This is a genomic window from Acinetobacter sp. MF4642 (assembly GCF_002018925.1).
In the GTDB taxonomy this organism is placed as follows: Bacteria; Pseudomonadota; Gammaproteobacteria; order Pseudomonadales; family Moraxellaceae; genus Acinetobacter; species Acinetobacter johnsonii.
In genome coordinates this window covers 1-17,420 of record NZ_MVON01000021.1, presented here as the reverse complement: position 1 = coordinate 17,420, position 17,420 = coordinate 1, and the positions used below count along the sequence as shown (strand labels likewise).

16 protein-coding genes are annotated in these 17,420 nt (G+C 38.3%); 8 read left to right on the top strand and 8 right to left on the bottom strand.

Annotated elements, in window-relative coordinates; genetic code table 11:
- The first annotated feature begins 22 nt into the window (after positions 1-22).
- The 8 genes from MF4642_RS11660 to MF4642_RS11625 all read left to right on the top strand — a co-directional run bounded on the left by MF4642_RS11660 (position 23) and on the right by MF4642_RS11625 (position 10,885).
- On the top strand, positions 23-526 hold the full coding sequence (locus MF4642_RS11660; RefSeq protein WP_004693082.1) for an Hcp family type VI secretion system effector: 504 nt from the start codon (positions 23-25) through the stop codon (positions 524-526).
- 66 nt (positions 527-592) lie between these two features.
- On the top strand, positions 593-1,069 hold the full coding sequence (gene tssE, locus MF4642_RS11655) for a type VI secretion system baseplate subunit TssE (RefSeq protein WP_078426345.1): 477 nt from the start codon (positions 593-595) through the stop codon (positions 1,067-1,069).
- A 12-nt stretch (positions 1,070-1,081) separates the two neighbouring features.
- Positions 1,082-2,890: a type VI secretion system baseplate subunit TssF gene (gene tssF / locus MF4642_RS11650; RefSeq protein WP_078426322.1), complete on the top strand. Its 1,809-nt coding sequence runs from the start codon at positions 1,082-1,084 to the stop codon at positions 2,888-2,890.
- The gene (gene tssG / locus MF4642_RS11645; RefSeq protein WP_004693089.1) at positions 2,854-3,852 is read left to right on the top strand and encodes a type VI secretion system baseplate subunit TssG; all 999 of its coding nucleotides are present in this window, start codon (positions 2,854-2,856) and stop codon (positions 3,850-3,852) included. The genes tssF and tssG overlap by 37 nt, the downstream gene beginning before the upstream one ends.
- Entirely contained in the window at positions 3,845-5,272 is a 1,428-nt protein-coding gene (locus MF4642_RS11640) for a hypothetical protein (protein ID WP_004693090.1), read from the top strand. The genes tssG and MF4642_RS11640 overlap by 8 nt, the downstream gene beginning before the upstream one ends.
- Positions 5,273-5,296: 24 nt before the next feature.
- Positions 5,297-9,121, top strand: a complete 3,825-nt coding sequence (tssM, locus tag MF4642_RS11635) for a type VI secretion system membrane subunit TssM (protein WP_078426321.1) — start codon at positions 5,297-5,299, stop codon at positions 9,119-9,121.
- 36 nt (positions 9,122-9,157) lie between these two features.
- Positions 9,158-10,114, top strand: a complete 957-nt coding sequence (gene tagF / locus MF4642_RS11630) for a type VI secretion system-associated protein TagF (RefSeq protein WP_078426320.1) — start codon at positions 9,158-9,160, stop codon at positions 10,112-10,114.
- A 6-nt stretch (positions 10,115-10,120) separates the two neighbouring features.
- Positions 10,121-10,885: an OmpA family protein gene (locus tag MF4642_RS11625; protein ID WP_078426319.1), complete on the top strand. Its 765-nt coding sequence runs from the start codon at positions 10,121-10,123 to the stop codon at positions 10,883-10,885.
- A gap of 436 nt (positions 10,886-11,321) precedes the next feature.
- Here MF4642_RS11625 and MF4642_RS11615 read toward each other — a convergent pair whose 3' ends face one another.
- The 8 genes from MF4642_RS11615 to MF4642_RS11585 all read right to left on the bottom strand — a co-directional run bounded on the left by MF4642_RS11615 (position 11,322) and on the right by MF4642_RS11585 (position 17,371).
- Positions 11,322-11,516, bottom strand: a complete 195-nt coding sequence (locus tag MF4642_RS11615) for a hypothetical protein (RefSeq protein WP_078426318.1) — start codon at positions 11,514-11,516, stop codon at positions 11,322-11,324.
- Positions 11,517-11,801: 285 nt separating this feature from the next.
- Complete coding sequence (locus MF4642_RS11610) at positions 11,802-13,385, bottom strand: zonular occludens toxin domain-containing protein (RefSeq protein ID WP_078426317.1); 1,584 nt, start codon at positions 13,383-13,385, stop codon at positions 11,802-11,804.
- Positions 13,382-13,672 (bottom strand): DUF2523 family protein, encoded by a 291-nt coding sequence (locus MF4642_RS11605; protein WP_078426316.1) that lies wholly within the window; start codon positions 13,670-13,672, stop codon positions 13,382-13,384. The genes MF4642_RS11610 and MF4642_RS11605 overlap by 4 nt, the downstream gene beginning before the upstream one ends.
- Positions 13,665-15,173 (bottom strand): hypothetical protein, encoded by a 1,509-nt coding sequence (locus tag MF4642_RS11600; RefSeq protein ID WP_078426315.1) that lies wholly within the window; start codon positions 15,171-15,173, stop codon positions 13,665-13,667. The genes MF4642_RS11605 and MF4642_RS11600 overlap by 8 nt, the downstream gene beginning before the upstream one ends.
- Positions 15,174-15,330: 157 nt before the next feature.
- Positions 15,331-15,597, bottom strand: coding sequence for a major capsid protein (locus MF4642_RS11595; protein WP_078426314.1), 267 nt, complete (start codon positions 15,595-15,597; stop codon positions 15,331-15,333).
- Between the two features lie 11 nt (positions 15,598-15,608).
- Positions 15,609-15,785: a hypothetical protein gene (locus tag MF4642_RS16875; protein ID WP_161489511.1), complete on the bottom strand. Its 177-nt coding sequence runs from the start codon at positions 15,783-15,785 to the stop codon at positions 15,609-15,611.
- A 125-nt stretch (positions 15,786-15,910) separates the two neighbouring features.
- Complete coding sequence (locus MF4642_RS11590; protein ID WP_078426313.1) at positions 15,911-16,201, bottom strand: hypothetical protein; 291 nt, start codon at positions 16,199-16,201, stop codon at positions 15,911-15,913.
- A gap of 3 nt (positions 16,202-16,204) precedes the next feature.
- The gene (locus MF4642_RS11585) at positions 16,205-17,371 is read right to left on the bottom strand and encodes a replication initiation factor domain-containing protein (protein ID WP_078426312.1); all 1,167 of its coding nucleotides are present in this window, start codon (positions 17,369-17,371) and stop codon (positions 16,205-16,207) included.
- Positions 17,372-17,420 lie beyond the last annotated feature (49 nt).

Here is a 17,420-nt window from a genome sequence, read left to right as displayed (position 1 = left end):
TTAGAATAGGAAAAGATTACAAATGAAAGACATATACGTACAGTTCAGAGGTAAATATAAGGTCGATGGCGAGTCGCGTGATACAGAGCACCAAGGCTGGTTAGAGGTGAACTCTTGGTCGCACAATATTCGTCAGCCAAAGTCTGCAACATCATCAAGTGTTGGTGGCCATACGGCGGAACGTGTTGAACATTCTGACATGCTGTTTGTTAAAGATTTGGATGCAACCAGTCCAAAGCTTTGGGAAGCATGTTCAGCTGGTTATACCTTTGATGAAGTACAAATTGATTTTTATCGCGCAAATGGCGATAAACGCATCAAGTATCTACAAATTAAATTGAAGCATGTTTTGGTTTCAAGTGTTACGCCAACAGTAAGTGAGGAAGGTGTTCCGCTTGAAGGGTTTGGTTTGAAATATGCTGCTGTGGAATGGACATATAACCAGCAAGATATTAATGGCACACAAAAAGGTGCTGTGACCAAGAAATGGTCTCTATCAAACAATACTGCATCATACGCTGCATAAAAATAACTGAAAAAATAAAGGCTAACCATCGTTGGCCTTTATTTATGCGAGATGATTTTAATCAACATGAATTTAGATCAGCTTTATCCCTATGGGTTTAGAAAAACGCTATTTGACCGATTACTACCGACCACTGAACAGGACCGATTGGGGATGTCTCTTCAGGAGCTACGTGAATCCGTCGCGACCGACTTAGAAGATTTGTTGAACAGTCGTATGGCCAATTTTAGTGATTCTATTGATGCTTTTCCGCTGGTAAAAAAGTCGATTGTTCAGTTTGGAATCATTGATTTTGTTGGATTATCGACTGCGAATCCGACCGATCGCGATAAAATTTGCCAATCGATTGCAGCGTCTATTACTGCGCATGAGCCGAGACTTAAACAAATTAAGGTCGAAATGTTGCTTGATGGACAGAATATGGGGGCTTTGTGTTTGAGTATTCAAGCCTATTTAAATATTCATCCTTTATATGAACCCGTGATTTTTGATGCTTTGCTCAAACCGACAACACAACAATATGTTATTTCTGCAAGAGCTTAATGGGGCTGATTTGTGATTGAAGAATTATTACCGTACTACGAAAAACAATTACAAGAATTTGGGCAGCAGTCCCGTGAGTTTTCGCAAAAATATCCAAAAATCGCTCAGCGTTTATCCTTAAACCAAGAGCAAGTAGATGATCCACATATTGAACGCTTAATTCAGTCTTTTTCTTTAATTGCAGCAAGAATTGATAAAAAGCTGGCGGACAGTTATGACATCTTTACCCGGTCTTTGTTTGAGGTGATGTTCCCTCAATACCTAAAACCATTTCCTGCATGTACTGTGGTCAGTTTTGAGGACTTAAATAAGTCTAAACAATTAACTGAAGCTCATCTCATTCCTAAAAATACCGCAATAAAATCACGCAGTTTTAAAGGTGTGCAGTGTGAATTTAGCACGACACAAGAGCTAAAATTATTACCCATTGAGCTGAGTCACCTCAATTTTAAAACCAACCCTAGTGCACATATGCATTTAAATCAAAATGCAACGCTAAGCTTGGGGTTTAATATTTTTAATCAGACGCATCGAATTTTAGAAAAAGAAAATTTGCCTATTTATTTGGATGCGATATCCAATTTTCCATTACAAGTTTTGGATGCTGTGTTCCAGTCGAGCACAGGCTTTTCATTAAAGTTTGGTCAACGCGTCATCGATATCCCAAATCCGTTTAGCATCATGGGTTTTGCTGAAAATGAAAGTTTGTTGCCCTTAGATCAACATACACATCATGCATATCGGCTATTGATGGAATATTTCTGTTTTTCTGAAAAATTTAATTTCCTCAATATGAACTTAGGTTTGTTAAAATATTTAGAAAAAGAGCAAAATCAGTTTGAAATTTTAATTCATCTTAAATTAAATTTAAATGATCAGGTCAATATTCGAAATTATTCCGAGTTGAATATCGCAAACTTTAAATTATATGTAGTACCAGTTATCAATTTATTTAAAAAACAGGCTGAACCTCAAAAAATTAATCATCAACAACTCGAATATCCTTTAATTACCGATGCTCATCATCCTGAGTTTTATCAAACTTATTCGATTACTAAAATGCAAATGATTCGTGAAAAGTCGAATAAAGATCAAACTACTTTTGACATTTATCCATTCTTTGCGATGAGTCATTATCAAAAGGATGAGACTCAGTTTTTTTATAGTTTGAATTCGGCACAGCTACAAAATAAATATGTTGAAACCGGTTATAGTATTATTTCAAAACACTTATCGCCTGAAACAACCAAATCTGATTTTATCAGTACGCAATTATTATGCTCCAATCGTGATTTACCCCATGAGGCATTGAGCCAAGCCAACAATATATTAAATTTGAATGATAGTAGTCTGGCACGGCGAGCTGTGGTTTTAAAAAGACCGAATAAACCCTATTACTTTGAACAAAATAAAAAAGAGCAATGGCGGATCATTTCGCATTTATCATTAAATACTTTATCTCTCACCAAGGGCGATGCTTTAAGCCATATTCAGGAATTGCTTGAACTGTATAACCTGCCTCAGCTCAAAGAAAACCACCTTATTATTAATGCGATTCAGTCGGTTAGTTTTGAATTAAAGCAAAAGATGGTGGATGCAAAACCATTCCCACTCTTTATACGAGGGTTGAAAGTAAATCTAGGGATTGATTCGAAAGTGTTTCGAGGACATAGCCTGTATATTTTTAGTCAGTTGTTGTCGCATGTCTTTAATCTAAAAGTCCAGATGAACAGTTTTGTCGATGTTGTTATTTCAGATGCTCAATCTCAACAGGAGTTATACCAATGCGTGCAGAACGTTGGTGGCAAGACACTTCTATAGTTGATGTACTGGTTGAACAACCGAACGCTTTTGAATTTATTCAGGCCACGCGATTACTACGTCATGCGGAGGCTCCCCATGCTCAAAAAGAAGGGGATTGGGCAAAGCAATTTAAGTTTCATAGTTCACTGAATCTTAATTTTCCGAATGCAGAAATTGAGAGTTTGACCCTTGACGAAGAAAAAATTCACTTAACCAACTTAATGATTGGTTTAACTGGGATTCAGGGCACCTTACCGTATAGCTATACCAATAAAATTAAACAAAGTGCGCGTATACAACGGAATGAAACACTTCATTTTTTAGGTTTATTTAATCACAAGCTCACTGCGCAATATGTGGATGCATCTTTAGCTTACCATTTACCGATTCGCTATGAGATTGAGCAAGAAAACCATTACCTCGATATTTTGCATGCACTAAATGGCTATGTGAGTGCTCAACATGAGCAGCAGGATTTAGATCATTATTTTGCTGAATTCGCTGGATTAATGCAGGGGCAAAATAATACATCACATGCGCTAAAAACCATGCTGAGTTGTGTGTTTAAGCAACCCTTTAAGATTAAAGAATTTGTTGAAGAGGTCTTTCATTTGTCCCCTGAACAAAGAAGCACACTGGGTGGTAATAATCAATTGGGCATTAATACCTTTTGTGGAGAAAATATCCGTCAAATAGATGGAAAAATTGAAATAGAAGTTGGCCCCGTCTCATACACCGAGTATTTAAAATTTTTACCCGATCAAGCTGAGAGTATAAAACTTAAACGATTACTTGCAAGCTGGCTCAGTCCAACGCTTGGGGTGGATTTAAGAATCATCCTGAGGAAAGAGGATATTCAACCGATTCAGCTGAGTTCAACGATGACCATTGGTTTATCACAAGGCGCTTTTTTAATGCCGATGCCAACTGAACACAATCATGAAACCTGTTATACATTGATGGGGATAGGGCATGCTTAAGCTCTTTATTGGTACTTTGAGCAGCTTGTTGTTGCTTGTTGCAGGAATCGTCATTTTTTATTGGCGAGATATTCAATATGACCCAACTGGGGCAGACCTGCTCAATTATTTGCTTCTATTTCCACTGATTCTGTGTGTGATTTTATGGTCTCCTGTATTTATTTATCATGCCATTAAAGCCCACCAAAAGCGCAAAGAGCAACAAAAACAAGCGCAAGTAGAGCAGCATCAGGATGATGACAACCAACAGGCTGAAGCTGTTGAAGTTCAGTGGTTGAACCTGAATATTTATTCCTCGTCTGCATATAGTGCTTTTGGGGAAAATGACGAGATTCTTGACGAGATTAAAAAATATAAAAGCCCAGAGCTCGATACGCAATTACAAAATGCCTATGGCTTACCGATGCTGTCTTATCGCATACATGCACTAGATCATGTCATTACAAATCAGGACGATGGTGAAGTCGTTGATCATCCGCGCCATCTGCGAATTCAAGCTCTGATCGAGCATCAACTAGAGCAACATGCAGAAACATTGTGGCAAGTCTCGCAGCATTTAAAGCAATCGGCTTTATTTTATGACAGTGAATTGGCCTATGAATATCGTATGCATCCGGCATGGATTGATCCTACGAGTGAATATGATAGCAATGAACCAGAGGAACAACCTGATGTGCAGCAGGTTGCTAAATTAAACCGTATCAATATACATATGCTGCTGCCTGAATCGATGTTACATGCTTGGAATGAAGAACAAAGCAGTGGCGTCGTACAGGATTATTTAAGTTCATTAGGCGTGATTACGCAGCAAATTCATCTTGAGCACCATTATTTCAGTCAAGAAACAGCCTATAAAGATTGGATGCTGTTATTGGAGCAAATTTCTCAGCAGTCAGAGGAAATCACGTTCATCCTGAATGTAGATTCTGAAATTGACCAAGAACTGCTTGATGAAAAAACATGGTTAACCGACCATTACTTGCCTGCTGAATATGCCTCTAGTTGGTGCTTAGCATCATCTTCTTTACCATTACTTGATATCAAACCCTTAAAACAACTCAAGATTGCACTAAACGAGGCCAATCTTGCCAATCATTTTGAATCCCCACCGATGAAGCAATTAGAACAATTTAAAGATATTCAGCCTTTTGTGCTGATGCTCGATGATATTACAGACATTCAAACCATGAAAAAACTTAACCAAATTTTCGATCGAAGTGGGATTGAATTGCATCACTTCATTCATACCAAACAAAGCTTTGGACATACGCAGCATTTGGCCAAAGTATTTGGATTTATGTTGAGTATGCATTTGCCTGATGAGCTGATGGCGATGATTTATAGCACTGATCAATTGTCTACACATTGTTTTCTACATGCGTGTGAAGACAGTAATATCCCTGTAGAACCAACCATTTAAATTAAAAAAGAATAAGAGAGTATTGTGAATTCTTTATTTTATAACGTCTTAGGTTATGTTTGGCAGTATGTGAGCAACCCTAAAGCCATTATGGCTATATCGGGTTTTGTCGCACTAATGGCCATGCATAACGTCATTCCAGCCAAATTTTTTTGGCCTTTAATGATTTGTTATGTATTCGGGTTGATGCTGTGGGGGATTTATTTACTCATTGTACGTCGTCGACATGCTGCACAAGGTGAAGCTCTTGCCGATGCCATTGCACATGACACCAATGCAGAATATGGCAAACAAAAAAACAAAGATGAACTTCATTTGATTCAGCAACAAATGAAAGAATCTATTCAGTTGATTCGAAAATCAAAACTGGGGGATAAAAAGGGCAATGCTGCACTCTACGAGTTGCCATGGTATATGGTAATTGGTAATCCTGCTGCAGGTAAAAGTTCGGCCATTTATAATTCGGGTTTAAAGTTTCCTTTTGAAGAAACTCATCAAAAATCAGTTTCTGCTGGACTCAGCGGAACGCGTCAATGTGATTGGTTTTTTTCAACAGAAGGCGTGTTATTAGATACTGCGGGTCGTTATTCCGTTTATGCGGAAGATCATTTTGAATGGTTAGGTTTTTTAAATATCTTGAAAAAAAACCGCTCAAAAGCACCAATCAATGGCTTGATCGTGATTGTCAGTATTGCTGAGTTGGTCAGTAACAGCCCAGAAAAGTCGATCAAACTGGCAAAGAATTTACGTGCACGGATTCAAGATCTCACTGAGCGCTTAGAGGTTTTTTCGCCTGTTTATTTGGTCTTCTCTAAAATGGATCTGATAGCAGGCTTTACTGAGTTTTTTGAATGCTATGAAGTCGGTGAGTTTGATCAGGTTTGGGGGGCGACACTGCCTTATACAACTGATGGAGCTAATAATGCTGTTGAACTGTTTGAAAAACACTATTCCATCTTATATGACGGTTTAAAAGGCGTCAGTACGACACATCTCAGCCGTCGACACTCGCAGAATATTTCTCCAAGTGTCATGACATTTCCTTTAGAGTTTAAGAGCTTAAAGCCTGCGTTAAAGACATTTATCGGCACGCTGTTTGAAGATAACCCTTATCAATTTAAACCTGTTTTCCGTGGCTTTTATTTCACCAGCGCACTTCAAGAAGGCATTATTGAAAGTCCAATGACCGAGCAAATTGCTCAAGACTTTTTATTGCAAAAAGGTTTAGACAATGAAAATGGCATTCCAACGCGTTCAGTTTCGCAAAACCATGGCTATTTTTTAAAAGGTTTATTTTCAGACATTATTCTGAAAGACAAGAACCTCGTTAAACAGCATATTAACCCTAGCCGAAAGCGTCAGCGTTATATCGCCTTTGTTGCCGCTTTATTTGGTGTAGCCATCATTTTAAGTCTATGGGTGTGGTCTTATCGGAATAATCAACAATTGATTGCAGACGTACAAGCCGATTTAGACAAAGTCGTTTTACTTGAAAAGCAATCAGGTCAAGAGTTGTCTACACAACTGAGTGCACTCTTGATTTTACAGGAACGTATGCAGCAGTTGGACCAATTTGAAGAAGATCGTCCTTTAAAGCTGGGTTTTGGTCTATATCAGGGAGATGAGCTGCGGGAGAAGCTAAAAACTGAATATTTAAAGGGTGTTGAGCAAATTGTATTGACTCCAACACAACAAAATATTGCTCAATATCTACAGCGGGTGAAAAGCAATGAAGAGAAATTGCGCACAAACCATGCAAATGTAGAGCTGACGCCTGTTGCAAAAACACAGCAATATTTAGAGCCTAATGATGCAAATCCACAAGATGCATACAATGCTTTAAAAGCCTATTTAATGATGGGTAATACCCAATATATGGATGCAAGTCATTTAAGTGATCAAGTCACACGCTTCTGGCGTTCATGGTTGGATAATAATCGTGGGCAAATGCCGCGCGGAGAAATGATCCAAAAGGCAGAGCAAATTTTGTCGTATAGCATGACTTTAGCTGGCGATCCTAAATTTCCTGTACTCAGCTCAGACAGCTTGGTCGTGGATCAAACGCGTCAAGTTCTTCTGTCTGTTGTTCGTGGAATGCCTGCACGAGACCGTGTTTATAATGAATTAAAAATGCGTGCGGCTGTCCGTTATCCGGCATTAACCATAAAGCAAATGCTTGGCGATGCCAATCAAAATGCAGTCTTAGGCAGTTATGCATTACCGGGTATGTTTACACATGCTGCATGGTCAGAATATGTTGAACAAGCCATCGATGAAGTTGCAAAACGTCCTACGGATACCAAAGACTGGGTACTCAACAGCACACAGTCGGATGACTTATCATTTAGTGGTAGCCCAGATCAAATCCGTAAACAGCTCACAGAACTCTATAAAAAAGAATATATTGCGGAATGGCGGAAATTTTTAGGTGCGATACATTATGCCAAAGCTAAGGATTACGGACAACAGGCGAGCTTTGTCCAAGTTTTAGGCGAGCCTGAAAACTCACCCATTCGTAGTGTTTTTGATCGCGTTGCGAAAGAAACCAGTTGGGACAATCCAGTCGTAATGGCGGAGCTGGCAGCGCCACAAACAGGTTTTGTGGCTTGGTTTAAACGCAAAGTATTAAGACGAGATGAAACTCAGATTGATGCTAAAGTCATGAATCAAGCGCAAGGCCCGATTTCTAAAGAATTCCAAATGTTTTATCAGTTGGTGCGTAAACGTGATGATCAACAAAATAAGTCTTTGCTTGATGAATACATGCAATCTTTAGCTCAAGTTCGAAGTAAATTCAATGACTTGAAAAGCTCAGGTGATATTGGGCCATCTGCGATGAGTTTGGTTAAGTCGACCATTAATGAGCAAAATTCTGTCTTTAATACAACGCAGAAGTTGGTCGATGAAAAAATGTCAGTTGGCCTATCTGAGGTTGATCAGAAACTGCTCCAAAAGCTGTTGATGTCGCCACTGACACAATCATTTGAAAGTTTAATTCTCCCAGCGCAAGATGAGATGAATAAGCTATGGGTTATGCAAGTCTACCAACCTTTCAATACGAACCTGAGTAAAAAATATCCATTTAACTCTTCAGCGACACTGCAAGCAACAAGCAATGAAATTAGCCAGATTCTTGGCGAAAATGGCAGTATTGCGCGTTATGTCAAAGAGTATCTTGATCCACTTGTTATTCGTCGTGGTTATACCTTGACTTCTAAGACATGGAAAGATTTAGGGATTAGTTTAAATCCACAATTTGTAATGAATTTTCAAAGCTATGTTGCGCCAAGTAATGGGATGGCAACAGGAGCGTTAAATCAAGCTTCGTCTGCACCTGCGGCTACGGCGCAATCCAATTTTCAATTTTACCCAATTGAAAATCCTAAGTTTTTATCCTATACCATTGATATTGATGGACAAAGAATGCTTTATGAAAACGGTATTCAACAATGGGTGAATTTTGTATGGCCAAATGCCGGAGCAATTCCAGGTGCACGTATTACAGCCATTGATTTAGATGGGAAAACGCATACGATTTTTGAGGCACCTGGTGAATATGGTATTAATCGTTTAATTGATGGTGCTGAGCGAACGCAACGTGGCGGAAGCTATGAAATGATTTGGAGAAATCAGCAAAATCCAGAGCTTGCAGTAAAAGTCAATTTCCGTTTAATCAGCGGGGACGCCAATGGTGGAGTAGGCGGGCAGCGCAGTTACAATGGCATGCAACTGGTCGATCAAATTGTCACCAATAAATCCGTACGTGTGGTGGCAGCGCAAACCACACCTTCAGCAACAGCTGCAAGTCCTAAAGCTCCAACACCAGGTATACAGGAGCCTCGTTTATGATTTCTAGAAAGTGGCTAGGTTGTAAGGAGTATTGCGATGGATGAACTGCGTACCTTAGCTTTATATTATGGAAAATGTCCTGCACGTGGTGATTTCTTAAAAACACGCGGCCAGTATGCCTTAATTCAACTGATTGATCAGTGGATTACTGAAGCATTAGAACATGCCATGCAATCAGAGGGATTTAGTCAAGCGTATGAAAAGCTACCTTCATTAGACTTTTTTATTGCCAATCCACAAGAAAATAATTTTCTTGTGGCAAATTTGATAGCCAGTCACGATAGTTCTGGCCGTCAATTTCCAATGGTTTTGAGTCATTTATTAGAGGTTGAAAATAGTTTTGATAATCTTATTTATGCACCATATCGCTATAAGCAAACTTTAATCGATTTATTTCAAAAGAATCGTGTGGTACGTTCGATACGTGACCCCAATATCGTGCTTGATAAATTATCTAAATTAAATAATGAGATACAAGTTTTTAATAACAGCGAAGTTTCGGCATTTTATGAACACCATACGATACATTCATTTGCTCAATTACTAAGAATGACCAGTTACGAGCTTGCACAAAGCATGATTGGACTCGGGTTATTGTTACAGCCCGTCATTCAACATGGTACTAGTCGCTTAACTAAGGTGTTGATTTTACCTATTAATAACTCTAGCTACTGCTATGAAATTGCGGCTTTTTGGGTCAATCTAATCAGTTTTTTTATTCAAAATCAAAATGCTGAGCTTCTGATAGGAATTTTACATAGCGAAAAACCCGTACTGCTTTTTGGCTTTCAAGGGGCTGATATTATGACTTTAAGTGAAATTTTCACGCAAAAGTTAGATTCAGATCACTGGGTTTCATTGGTTCAAGCCAATTGGATTGATGCATATTTAGAGCAAAATGCCGGTTTGGCAACGCTGGAGCAAGCTTTGTGTGAGCGGCAATTGAGCTTAATACAAGCTGTGAAACTTTTTAAAAAAACTTTTATAGATTAGTAAAATATGAAAATAAATCATAGATTTAAGTCGAATAAATGGCTGCTGACTTTAACGTTGGTTTTGAGCGTGAATGTCTGGGCTGAACCGATTATTGTTGAAGGTGTTGTTCCAAATGATGCCAGTAAGCAAATCATTTTAAACAAGATGTATAGTGTTTATGGCACTGACCAAGTGATTGATAAAATAAAGGTTAAAGCGGTTAATGCTCCAAATGGTTGGAGTGAATCTGTTGCGAATATGGTGGTTCCAGAGTTAAAAAAAGTTCACCAAGGTAAATTTTCTGTACGTGGTACGCAAATGGAACTTAATGGAAAAATATCGAGTTCAAACGAAGTTCAGCCAACAACAAACTTATTCCAAAGTCTAGTAACGCCACCATATCGCTTAAATGCACAGCTTTCTGTCAATCAGGCCGAACAGCAAATTATAGATGAAGCGCTTAAAAACAGAATTATAGAATTTGAATCTGGCAGTGCGGTTTTGGCTGCGAGTGGGACTCAGATCTTAGATGAAATGGCGGTGGCACTAAATAAGGTTGGTGGGAAAAAGGTCAAAATTATTGGACACACAGACAGTTCAGGTGATGCTGCAAAGAATCTTGCTTTAAGTAAAGAACGTGCTGTAGCTGTTAAAAACTATTTGATCAATAAAAGTATTGCAGCAGAACGCTTAAGTGTTGAAGGATTGGGCTCGAACAAACCTGTTGCTGATAATGCAACTGCAGATGGTCGTAAGAAAAACCGTCGAATTGAATTTGATGTAATCTAAGTTATTTATAAAAAGCTACATAATCAAGTGTGGCTTTTTATAAATAACTTAGATTGCGTATAATGTATATTATGTTAAATAGCATATCCAAGACTGTAGCCTACGCAACCTCAGTTGGTGCTACAGCTCGACATTGTGAATCTCAGTAAAATTATATTCACAATGCCGAGTACGCTAATGAACATAATATACGTTATGCCGAAATCTACGCACGCAACCTATCAATGTGATGATCTAACTTTATAAAAAATTGTTTAAGCTGATCTATTTCTTTATCGTTATCTAATTCTGAATTTTGCAGTTGTTCTAGGACTGTCTCCAGTAGATCGCGCATGTACTCATAGTCGGCTCTGGTGAGTGTGCCCTTGTTTCTGTCATAGCTGACTGTTTTGTACAAATGTTGGTTTACACGCATAAATCTTTACCGGCATCTTATTTATGCCTGATCTTTAACATACCAACTACGGTATTTATCTAAATAATTATTAAATTCAGTGATAAAAACATGAGACATATCTTCATCACTTAATATCTTTTGTAAAACTTCAAGATTGATTGAAACATTTAAATTTCCACTTAAATGCTGTTTAGCAACTCTTTGAGCTTCATCTGTAACTTGTTGAGATAACATATTTTTCCCCTCAGTTCGCGCCATACGGACGCTCTGTTTTTATCGCTTAGAGTTTATACGGGAGCTGTAATCAGGGAAAGAAGGTTTTTAAATTTTAATTACTCGAATCACTCGTAGGCACTCGTTCTGTTAATTTCTTTCGATATTTCTTAAAGCGCTTTAAACGCCAATATTTTTCTGTAAATTCAATAATTTGAATAGGAAATCTTGAAAGGAATAAACCTGTACAGAATCCTGTAAAAATAGTCCAATACAGTAAATGGTTAATTACTTGCATTTCAGGTGTCATAGTGAATTTGCCCCTGTAATATCTCTTGGTACTGGTGAACCTAATGGAATTTGTTCAGGTTTAACAACTGGGTTTTGGGCTTTTGCATATCGTTCAGCGTCTAAACGAGCAATATTTTCTTGGTAAGCTTTTTTATAATGATCATCTGTTGCTTGTTCTACAGGCTTTATTTCTTGCTTTTGAGCGAAATAATTGAAAGGTCTATCACCATCATTAATGACACGTCTGCAATCGGCCTGAGAGACTTTTAAGCGTGTACCCTGCTGTGTATATGCAATGTACTCGCCATTAAATTTGGCACAGCCTGCAAAGACAGGTTTTGCGGTAACTTCATATGTCAAATCGGTAAACGACTCATCATTAAAAGGCATATTCGGGTTATATGAAACTGTAGAAACGGAATGTTCAGAATTACCTACAGATTGATTACCCTTAGATAGGTCATCAAACCACTTAACACATTCAGGTTTTTCTACATTGACACCTTTACGGCATTCAAGTTCAGGATCAAAAGCCTGTGATTGAGTTGCTGAGGTATTGGTTTTATCAGTAGGTTTATGCCCAGTAGAAGCATTTTGCAAATTGGCAAGGTTGTTATCTTTTCCGACCATTCCACGGATCGCATCTGCAAAGGCGCCGAATATTGGAATTTTGAAGAGCAAAGAAATAATAATAATTGCACCAATTAGAATGAAAAATGCATTTCTAATCCATTTCCAGGGCATTTTAAAACCCATAGATGAGTGATTTGCAGCACTGGTATAGAGACGTTGAATTGACTTTTTATAAGTCAATAATTTGTACTCAGAATACTTTTTAGGTTCACGTTTTGAATCAGCAGCTGCACGAGGATTCGACAAGAATTGATCAAATGTATAAATAGAACAGCAATTGGGATTACCGTGCGGTCTCTTTACAAAATATAGAACATGAACAATTTTTCTTAATGATTTGTGCAAGTTATCAGGATCAGGAGTCATCAAGAAAAGATCAATGTCATAGTGACGAATCTTTGATAATTCTAGGATCATTGGGTTTTTTGAAGGTCGATTACCATCAAATAGAAATTCAGGTCTATCCTGAAATTCATCATAGAAAATCTTAGAACCTAGGGGTGCCGTTCTCCAGTCGTCAGGGGGTGCATAAACATTATCAACCTTAATACCGTTAATATCGGCCATTAATTGGTGTACAGGTTTTAAGAAATCTAATTTTAAGGATGTATGGTTTTTAAGAACGTATTTAATGAAATCATTATAAATAATATGGAATTTAAAATATTCAAGGAAATCCTCTCCATCCTCAATATTTTGGAATTGTTCGAATGAAGAAATAAGTTGTTCAGGTGTTTTGAAATTGCAATAAACCTTTGGGTTTTCAAGAGCTAATGCTTCGAGAGTATCAGCGAAAGAAGTATAAAGTTGGTTTAAATCTCGGTCTTGTAATATTGGATAATTTTGCGAATACGCTTCGCTATTCGATTTGAGATTGGCTAAATTTGTTAAGTTCAAATTGTAAAGCATATCAACACAGAAGTATGATTTGCCCGAACCGTTTTTACCTACAATTAAATAGTTCATTTTGATAATGTCCGTAAAAATACTTGTTGTGAGTTCAAATAGATACGAATGCCAACGGCAGAAATAACAATAGAAAGTGCTACATCAAGACCAGAAAGGTTAATGGCATAGAAAATTGTTGAAAGATTGGCAAAGTTAGACTGCAAATATGATAAGAATTGGTCATAAAGCTCTCTTAAAAGTACATAAGAACCTAAACCAAGACCTGCACCAGTAAGGGAGTTTTTTACAAAGCCTTTTGATGAGAATTGAATTACAGAAGTAAGTAAAGATGAGAAATTAGCCATTCTTTTTTTCTCCACGTCCGACAACGATCATGTAAGCAGCAATCCAACCGCAAGTAACATTGATGTAATAAAGCTTTCCAAACCATTCGCATACACCTAAATATGAGTAAGTAATGTTGTAAGTACCACCAGTAGGTAATGGAAATGGATAAGAAAAGTCAGGAGGACATTGACCAGAAGCATTAAATAGATTGGTTTTGACATCAGGTATATCCATTTCAGAAACGTCAACCTTGGTATCTTCATCCTTGTGATCAGGCTCTTCTTTCGTCCAATCAAACCATTCTGTAATTTTTTCCCAAAGAGATTTCTCGTCTGCTTTATGCTCTGTATCACGGTTCATCCAAGTACAAAGAGTTGCAGCATATTCACAAAAAGCGGGTAATTCTGTTGTTTCAGGATTTGGTTTAGTTTGTGTCGATGTTTCAGTTTTTGTTGATGTTGAGCCGTCAGGCATGGTCGTTGTTTCAGTAACAGTTGTTGTAACTTCACCCGTATCAGGATCAGTTTTAGTATCTGTGCGTGTTGTAGTTTTTGAGCCGTCAGGGTTTGTTGTCGTTGTTGTTTTTGAGCCGTCAGGGTTTTGAGTTGTATCCGTTTGTGTAGAATCTTGAATTGAGGTTGTGTAAGGGTTTTGCAAGTTTGCATCACGGTGTTCCATATAGTTATCCATCATCTCATCTGTGATTTCATTCGGGCCGAATGATGGATCAGAACCCTCTGGGGATTTAGGCAAGGCATTACCTTTTGAATCTTTTGGAGAATAGATATATGTAGTTACTGGGTCAGTAATAGAGTGCGTATTGTTTTTGAACCAGTTATAAAATGCATCTTCCATTTCACCATCAGGTACAGGAACGTTGCCCGGCTGTGGTGCAGATGGGTCATAGCTAGGATTTGAGTTTCTTTGAACACCTGAGCCAACACTAGAACCATCGGAATTGTTGCAAGTTGCACGGGCTATATCGCCTGAAATAACTACATTAGAAATTCCTGCAAATCCTGAACCTTGGTATTTCTTACAAGTTGCATTAAGTGCTTCTGTGGGTGTAACAAATTTTGTAGTTAGATCATAAGACCAAAAGAATTGATGATGAGAGCCTACATCTGTTTCAACTGGCTTTTTCGTTACCTTACCGCCCTCATCAATAACCCAACCAACACCATCTAGAATTTGATCCATTGCAATTGCAGCACCAACAGCAACAGCACCACCCTTTAAAAGGTTTTTAGCGTGTTTAGCCGTATTTCGCTTGAATGAATCATCATTAGCAGGGATTGAAACTTTGGTGTTAATCGTTGCGTTAGAACCATCTACAGTGACACGTTGGGTAATGTCAGCGTTAATCATGTCATTTGCAGCACGAACATTAGAAACACCAATTCCATTGCGTGACTTCATTGCAGCGTCATAAATTGATTCTTGACGTTCAGCAGCACCCGCAAAGACTGGAGAGGTAAAGGCAGTGCAAAGTAGGATTAAAAGTATTTTTAGTTTCATGATCGATTACCGAAAATAATATGACCTGAGCTAATGAAACAAAGCAAAATGAAGTACGGGAAAATAATGTGCATGGTGCCCTCTCAAATAAAAAAAGGTCGTACTGCGCGCCCTCGTACGACCTTATTTTTCTTCGAGAGTGCCTAATACATTAATATTAGAATGCTGCTCGAATTGCTTTGATCCCTTTAGCAGCAAGAAAAATCATTAGGACAGCAGCACCGACAGTTGAGACAGCAGCAATCAAAAGACCGATGTAAGTCAAAATGTCAGTTACATCTACAGCAGGCATTGTTACACCAGCAGCAAAAGACGGACTTGCAACTGTAAGAGCTAAGGCAATTACAGAGGCTTTTTGAACAACTGAAAGCTGTTTGAAACGAGCGTCAGCTTTAACAGCTTTGATTAAGGTTTGTTTTTCCATAGTTTTTATACCTATTTGATTACACGTTTTAAAGCAGGGACAAAACTAGATACAGCAAGGACGAGCCAGTAAGCAGTGCCTAAAATTGTTGCTTCGGTTAAAGAAAGCTGAGGAATAATCGAAAATGAGTATTCAACACAGCTTATGACTTGCTGTGTCTGTTCATCTAATTGACACAAAGCGAGCATTTGTTAAATTCCTTAGCCTTTACACTTGGTTAAGTGCAAAGACATATTGTTTTTGTGCATTAAGTTGAAGCATTTAGGACATTCGCGGATGTCGCTTCCAAATAACACGTATTTGATGTTCATAATTAGACCTTCGGTGGAAGAATCACGTTGGTAAGCACTTGTTTTTGACTTTTACCAGTAGAGACAAAATCAAGTTCCAAGGTCACTTCAAACGGAAATTTACGACCACTTAACTGGACTAAATTACGTGAATCTTGCCATTTGAATTCTGCTACACCCTGCCCAACTGCATTGCCTTGGGAAGTGTCCATTGGGATAAGTGCATAAAGAGTAACGTAGTCATAATGACGACCGTCTTCAGACTTCCAATCAGTAGCTTTTGCACCCACTAGGTTTGCTTTCATTTGTGTCATTTTTTACATCCTCATTGCAGTGACTAATACATGGTCTAACCGTTTGGGATAAGCCAACGGATCAGAACACGAAATAATGTTAATAAGTTCTTCAGGTTCAAAGACTTTCTTAAATACGTTGATATATTTGCCGTATTGTTTTTTGATAATTTCTAAAGCAGCATGAGCATTGATTGAAGCTGCCTTTTTCATGGTTTCGATACGTTCAGGCTGAATATCTTCAGATAGAAATTCAAAACATGGATATGCACCAATAAAGTATTCGGACGGTGACAACAGCATGGCAAAAGGTAATGCCTGATCACGTGATTTAAACTCGATTTCAGCACGTTGCCAGTTATCATCTGGATCGCCCTCTGCCCTACCTTTTTCATATAAGCGGAGATATTTACCTGATTCACGGCTACCAATATTTAAAGTACGACCGCGACCGTTAGGACGCTTCCAATTGCCCTTGTGCTCTACATTTGGTTGACGGTTGCCGTTTTTAAATCCACCCATGCCATCCATCATATTGCCCCAGTCAACATTGATACGTTTTCCATCAAAGTCATCATGAGCTATGTCTACACGGGTTAATTTTCCACGTGTTGCAACCGTTGTTAGGAATGTATAAAGACGTTGTTCCCAACCCTCTTTGGCCATTGAGCAGCCACGACCCGAAAGCATCACCAAATAGGTATTACGTTGACCGCCAACGCAGACAAATCCGCACTTATCGCCTATTTCAAATGAACTTTGGTACATGTTCTTTTTGCCTTTATCGGCAAGGGTTAGTTGTAATCCGAAGATGTGCTCTATATGTTTTTCGATTTCTAGAGCCATTGCGAAATTTAATTCTGTTTCGTTGATGCTTTGATCATCATTAAGCGCATTTACAAACTTGTGGTTTAAAGTGCCACAGCTATCAGTGAAGTTGACCCAGTCAATGACTGCAATTTCATTATCAGCGGGTAAACGGCATGGAACTTGTTTAGCACCTCTCGAAGTCATAACCATGTGCAAATAGGAAACAGGGTTTAAACGTTCAAAAGGCAAAGGCAAATCGGCATCTTTCAAATGGGAGTGAATGGATTCGAATTCCGTTACCCCCATCTTATTAATGGGGGTATCTAAAAATCCCATTCCCCACGTACAACTCTGTGGTATTGATTGTTTTTTGTTCAACATTATTCAATCCCCATATCACGCATGATGTCGTTTTCTTGTTTTAGTGAAT

What these genes read in the sequence shown, in the direction of transcription:
- MF4642_RS11600 (WP_078426315.1), bottom strand. Translation starts at nt 15,173, where the DNA reads ATGAAACTAAAAATACTTTTAATCCTACTTTGCACTGCCTTTACCTCT.
- MF4642_RS11615 (WP_078426318.1), bottom strand. Translation starts at nt 11,516, where the DNA reads ATGTTATCTCAACAAGTTACAGATGAAGCTCAAAGAGTTGCTAAACAG.
- MF4642_RS11640 (WP_004693090.1), top strand. Translation starts at nt 3,845, where the DNA reads ATGCTTAAGCTCTTTATTGGTACTTTGAGCAGCTTGTTGTTGCTTGTT.
- MF4642_RS11585 (WP_078426312.1), bottom strand. Translation starts at nt 17,371, where the DNA reads ATGTTGAACAAAAAACAATCAATACCACAGAGTTGTACGTGGGGAATG.
- tagF (WP_078426320.1), top strand. Translation starts at nt 9,158, where the DNA reads ATGGATGAACTGCGTACCTTAGCTTTATATTATGGAAAATGTCCTGCA.
- MF4642_RS11660 (WP_004693082.1), top strand. Translation starts at nt 23, where the DNA reads ATGAAAGACATATACGTACAGTTCAGAGGTAAATATAAGGTCGATGGC.
- MF4642_RS16875 (WP_161489511.1), bottom strand. Translation starts at nt 15,785, where the DNA reads ATGCTCGCTTTGTGTCAATTAGATGAACAGACACAGCAAGTCATAAGC.
- MF4642_RS11610 (WP_078426317.1), bottom strand. Translation starts at nt 13,385, where the DNA reads ATGAACTATTTAATTGTAGGTAAAAACGGTTCGGGCAAATCATACTTC.
- MF4642_RS11590 (WP_078426313.1), bottom strand. Translation starts at nt 16,201, where the DNA reads ATGACACAAATGAAAGCAAACCTAGTGGGTGCAAAAGCTACTGATTGG.
- tssE (WP_078426345.1), top strand. Translation starts at nt 593, where the DNA reads ATGAATTTAGATCAGCTTTATCCCTATGGGTTTAGAAAAACGCTATTT.
- MF4642_RS11625 (WP_078426319.1), top strand. Translation starts at nt 10,121, where the DNA reads ATGAAAATAAATCATAGATTTAAGTCGAATAAATGGCTGCTGACTTTA.
- MF4642_RS11595 (WP_078426314.1), bottom strand. Translation starts at nt 15,597, where the DNA reads ATGGAAAAACAAACCTTAATCAAAGCTGTTAAAGCTGACGCTCGTTTC.
- tssG (WP_004693089.1), top strand. Translation starts at nt 2,854, where the DNA reads ATGCGTGCAGAACGTTGGTGGCAAGACACTTCTATAGTTGATGTACTG.
- MF4642_RS11605 (WP_078426316.1), bottom strand. Translation starts at nt 13,672, where the DNA reads ATGGCTAATTTCTCATCTTTACTTACTTCTGTAATTCAATTCTCATCA.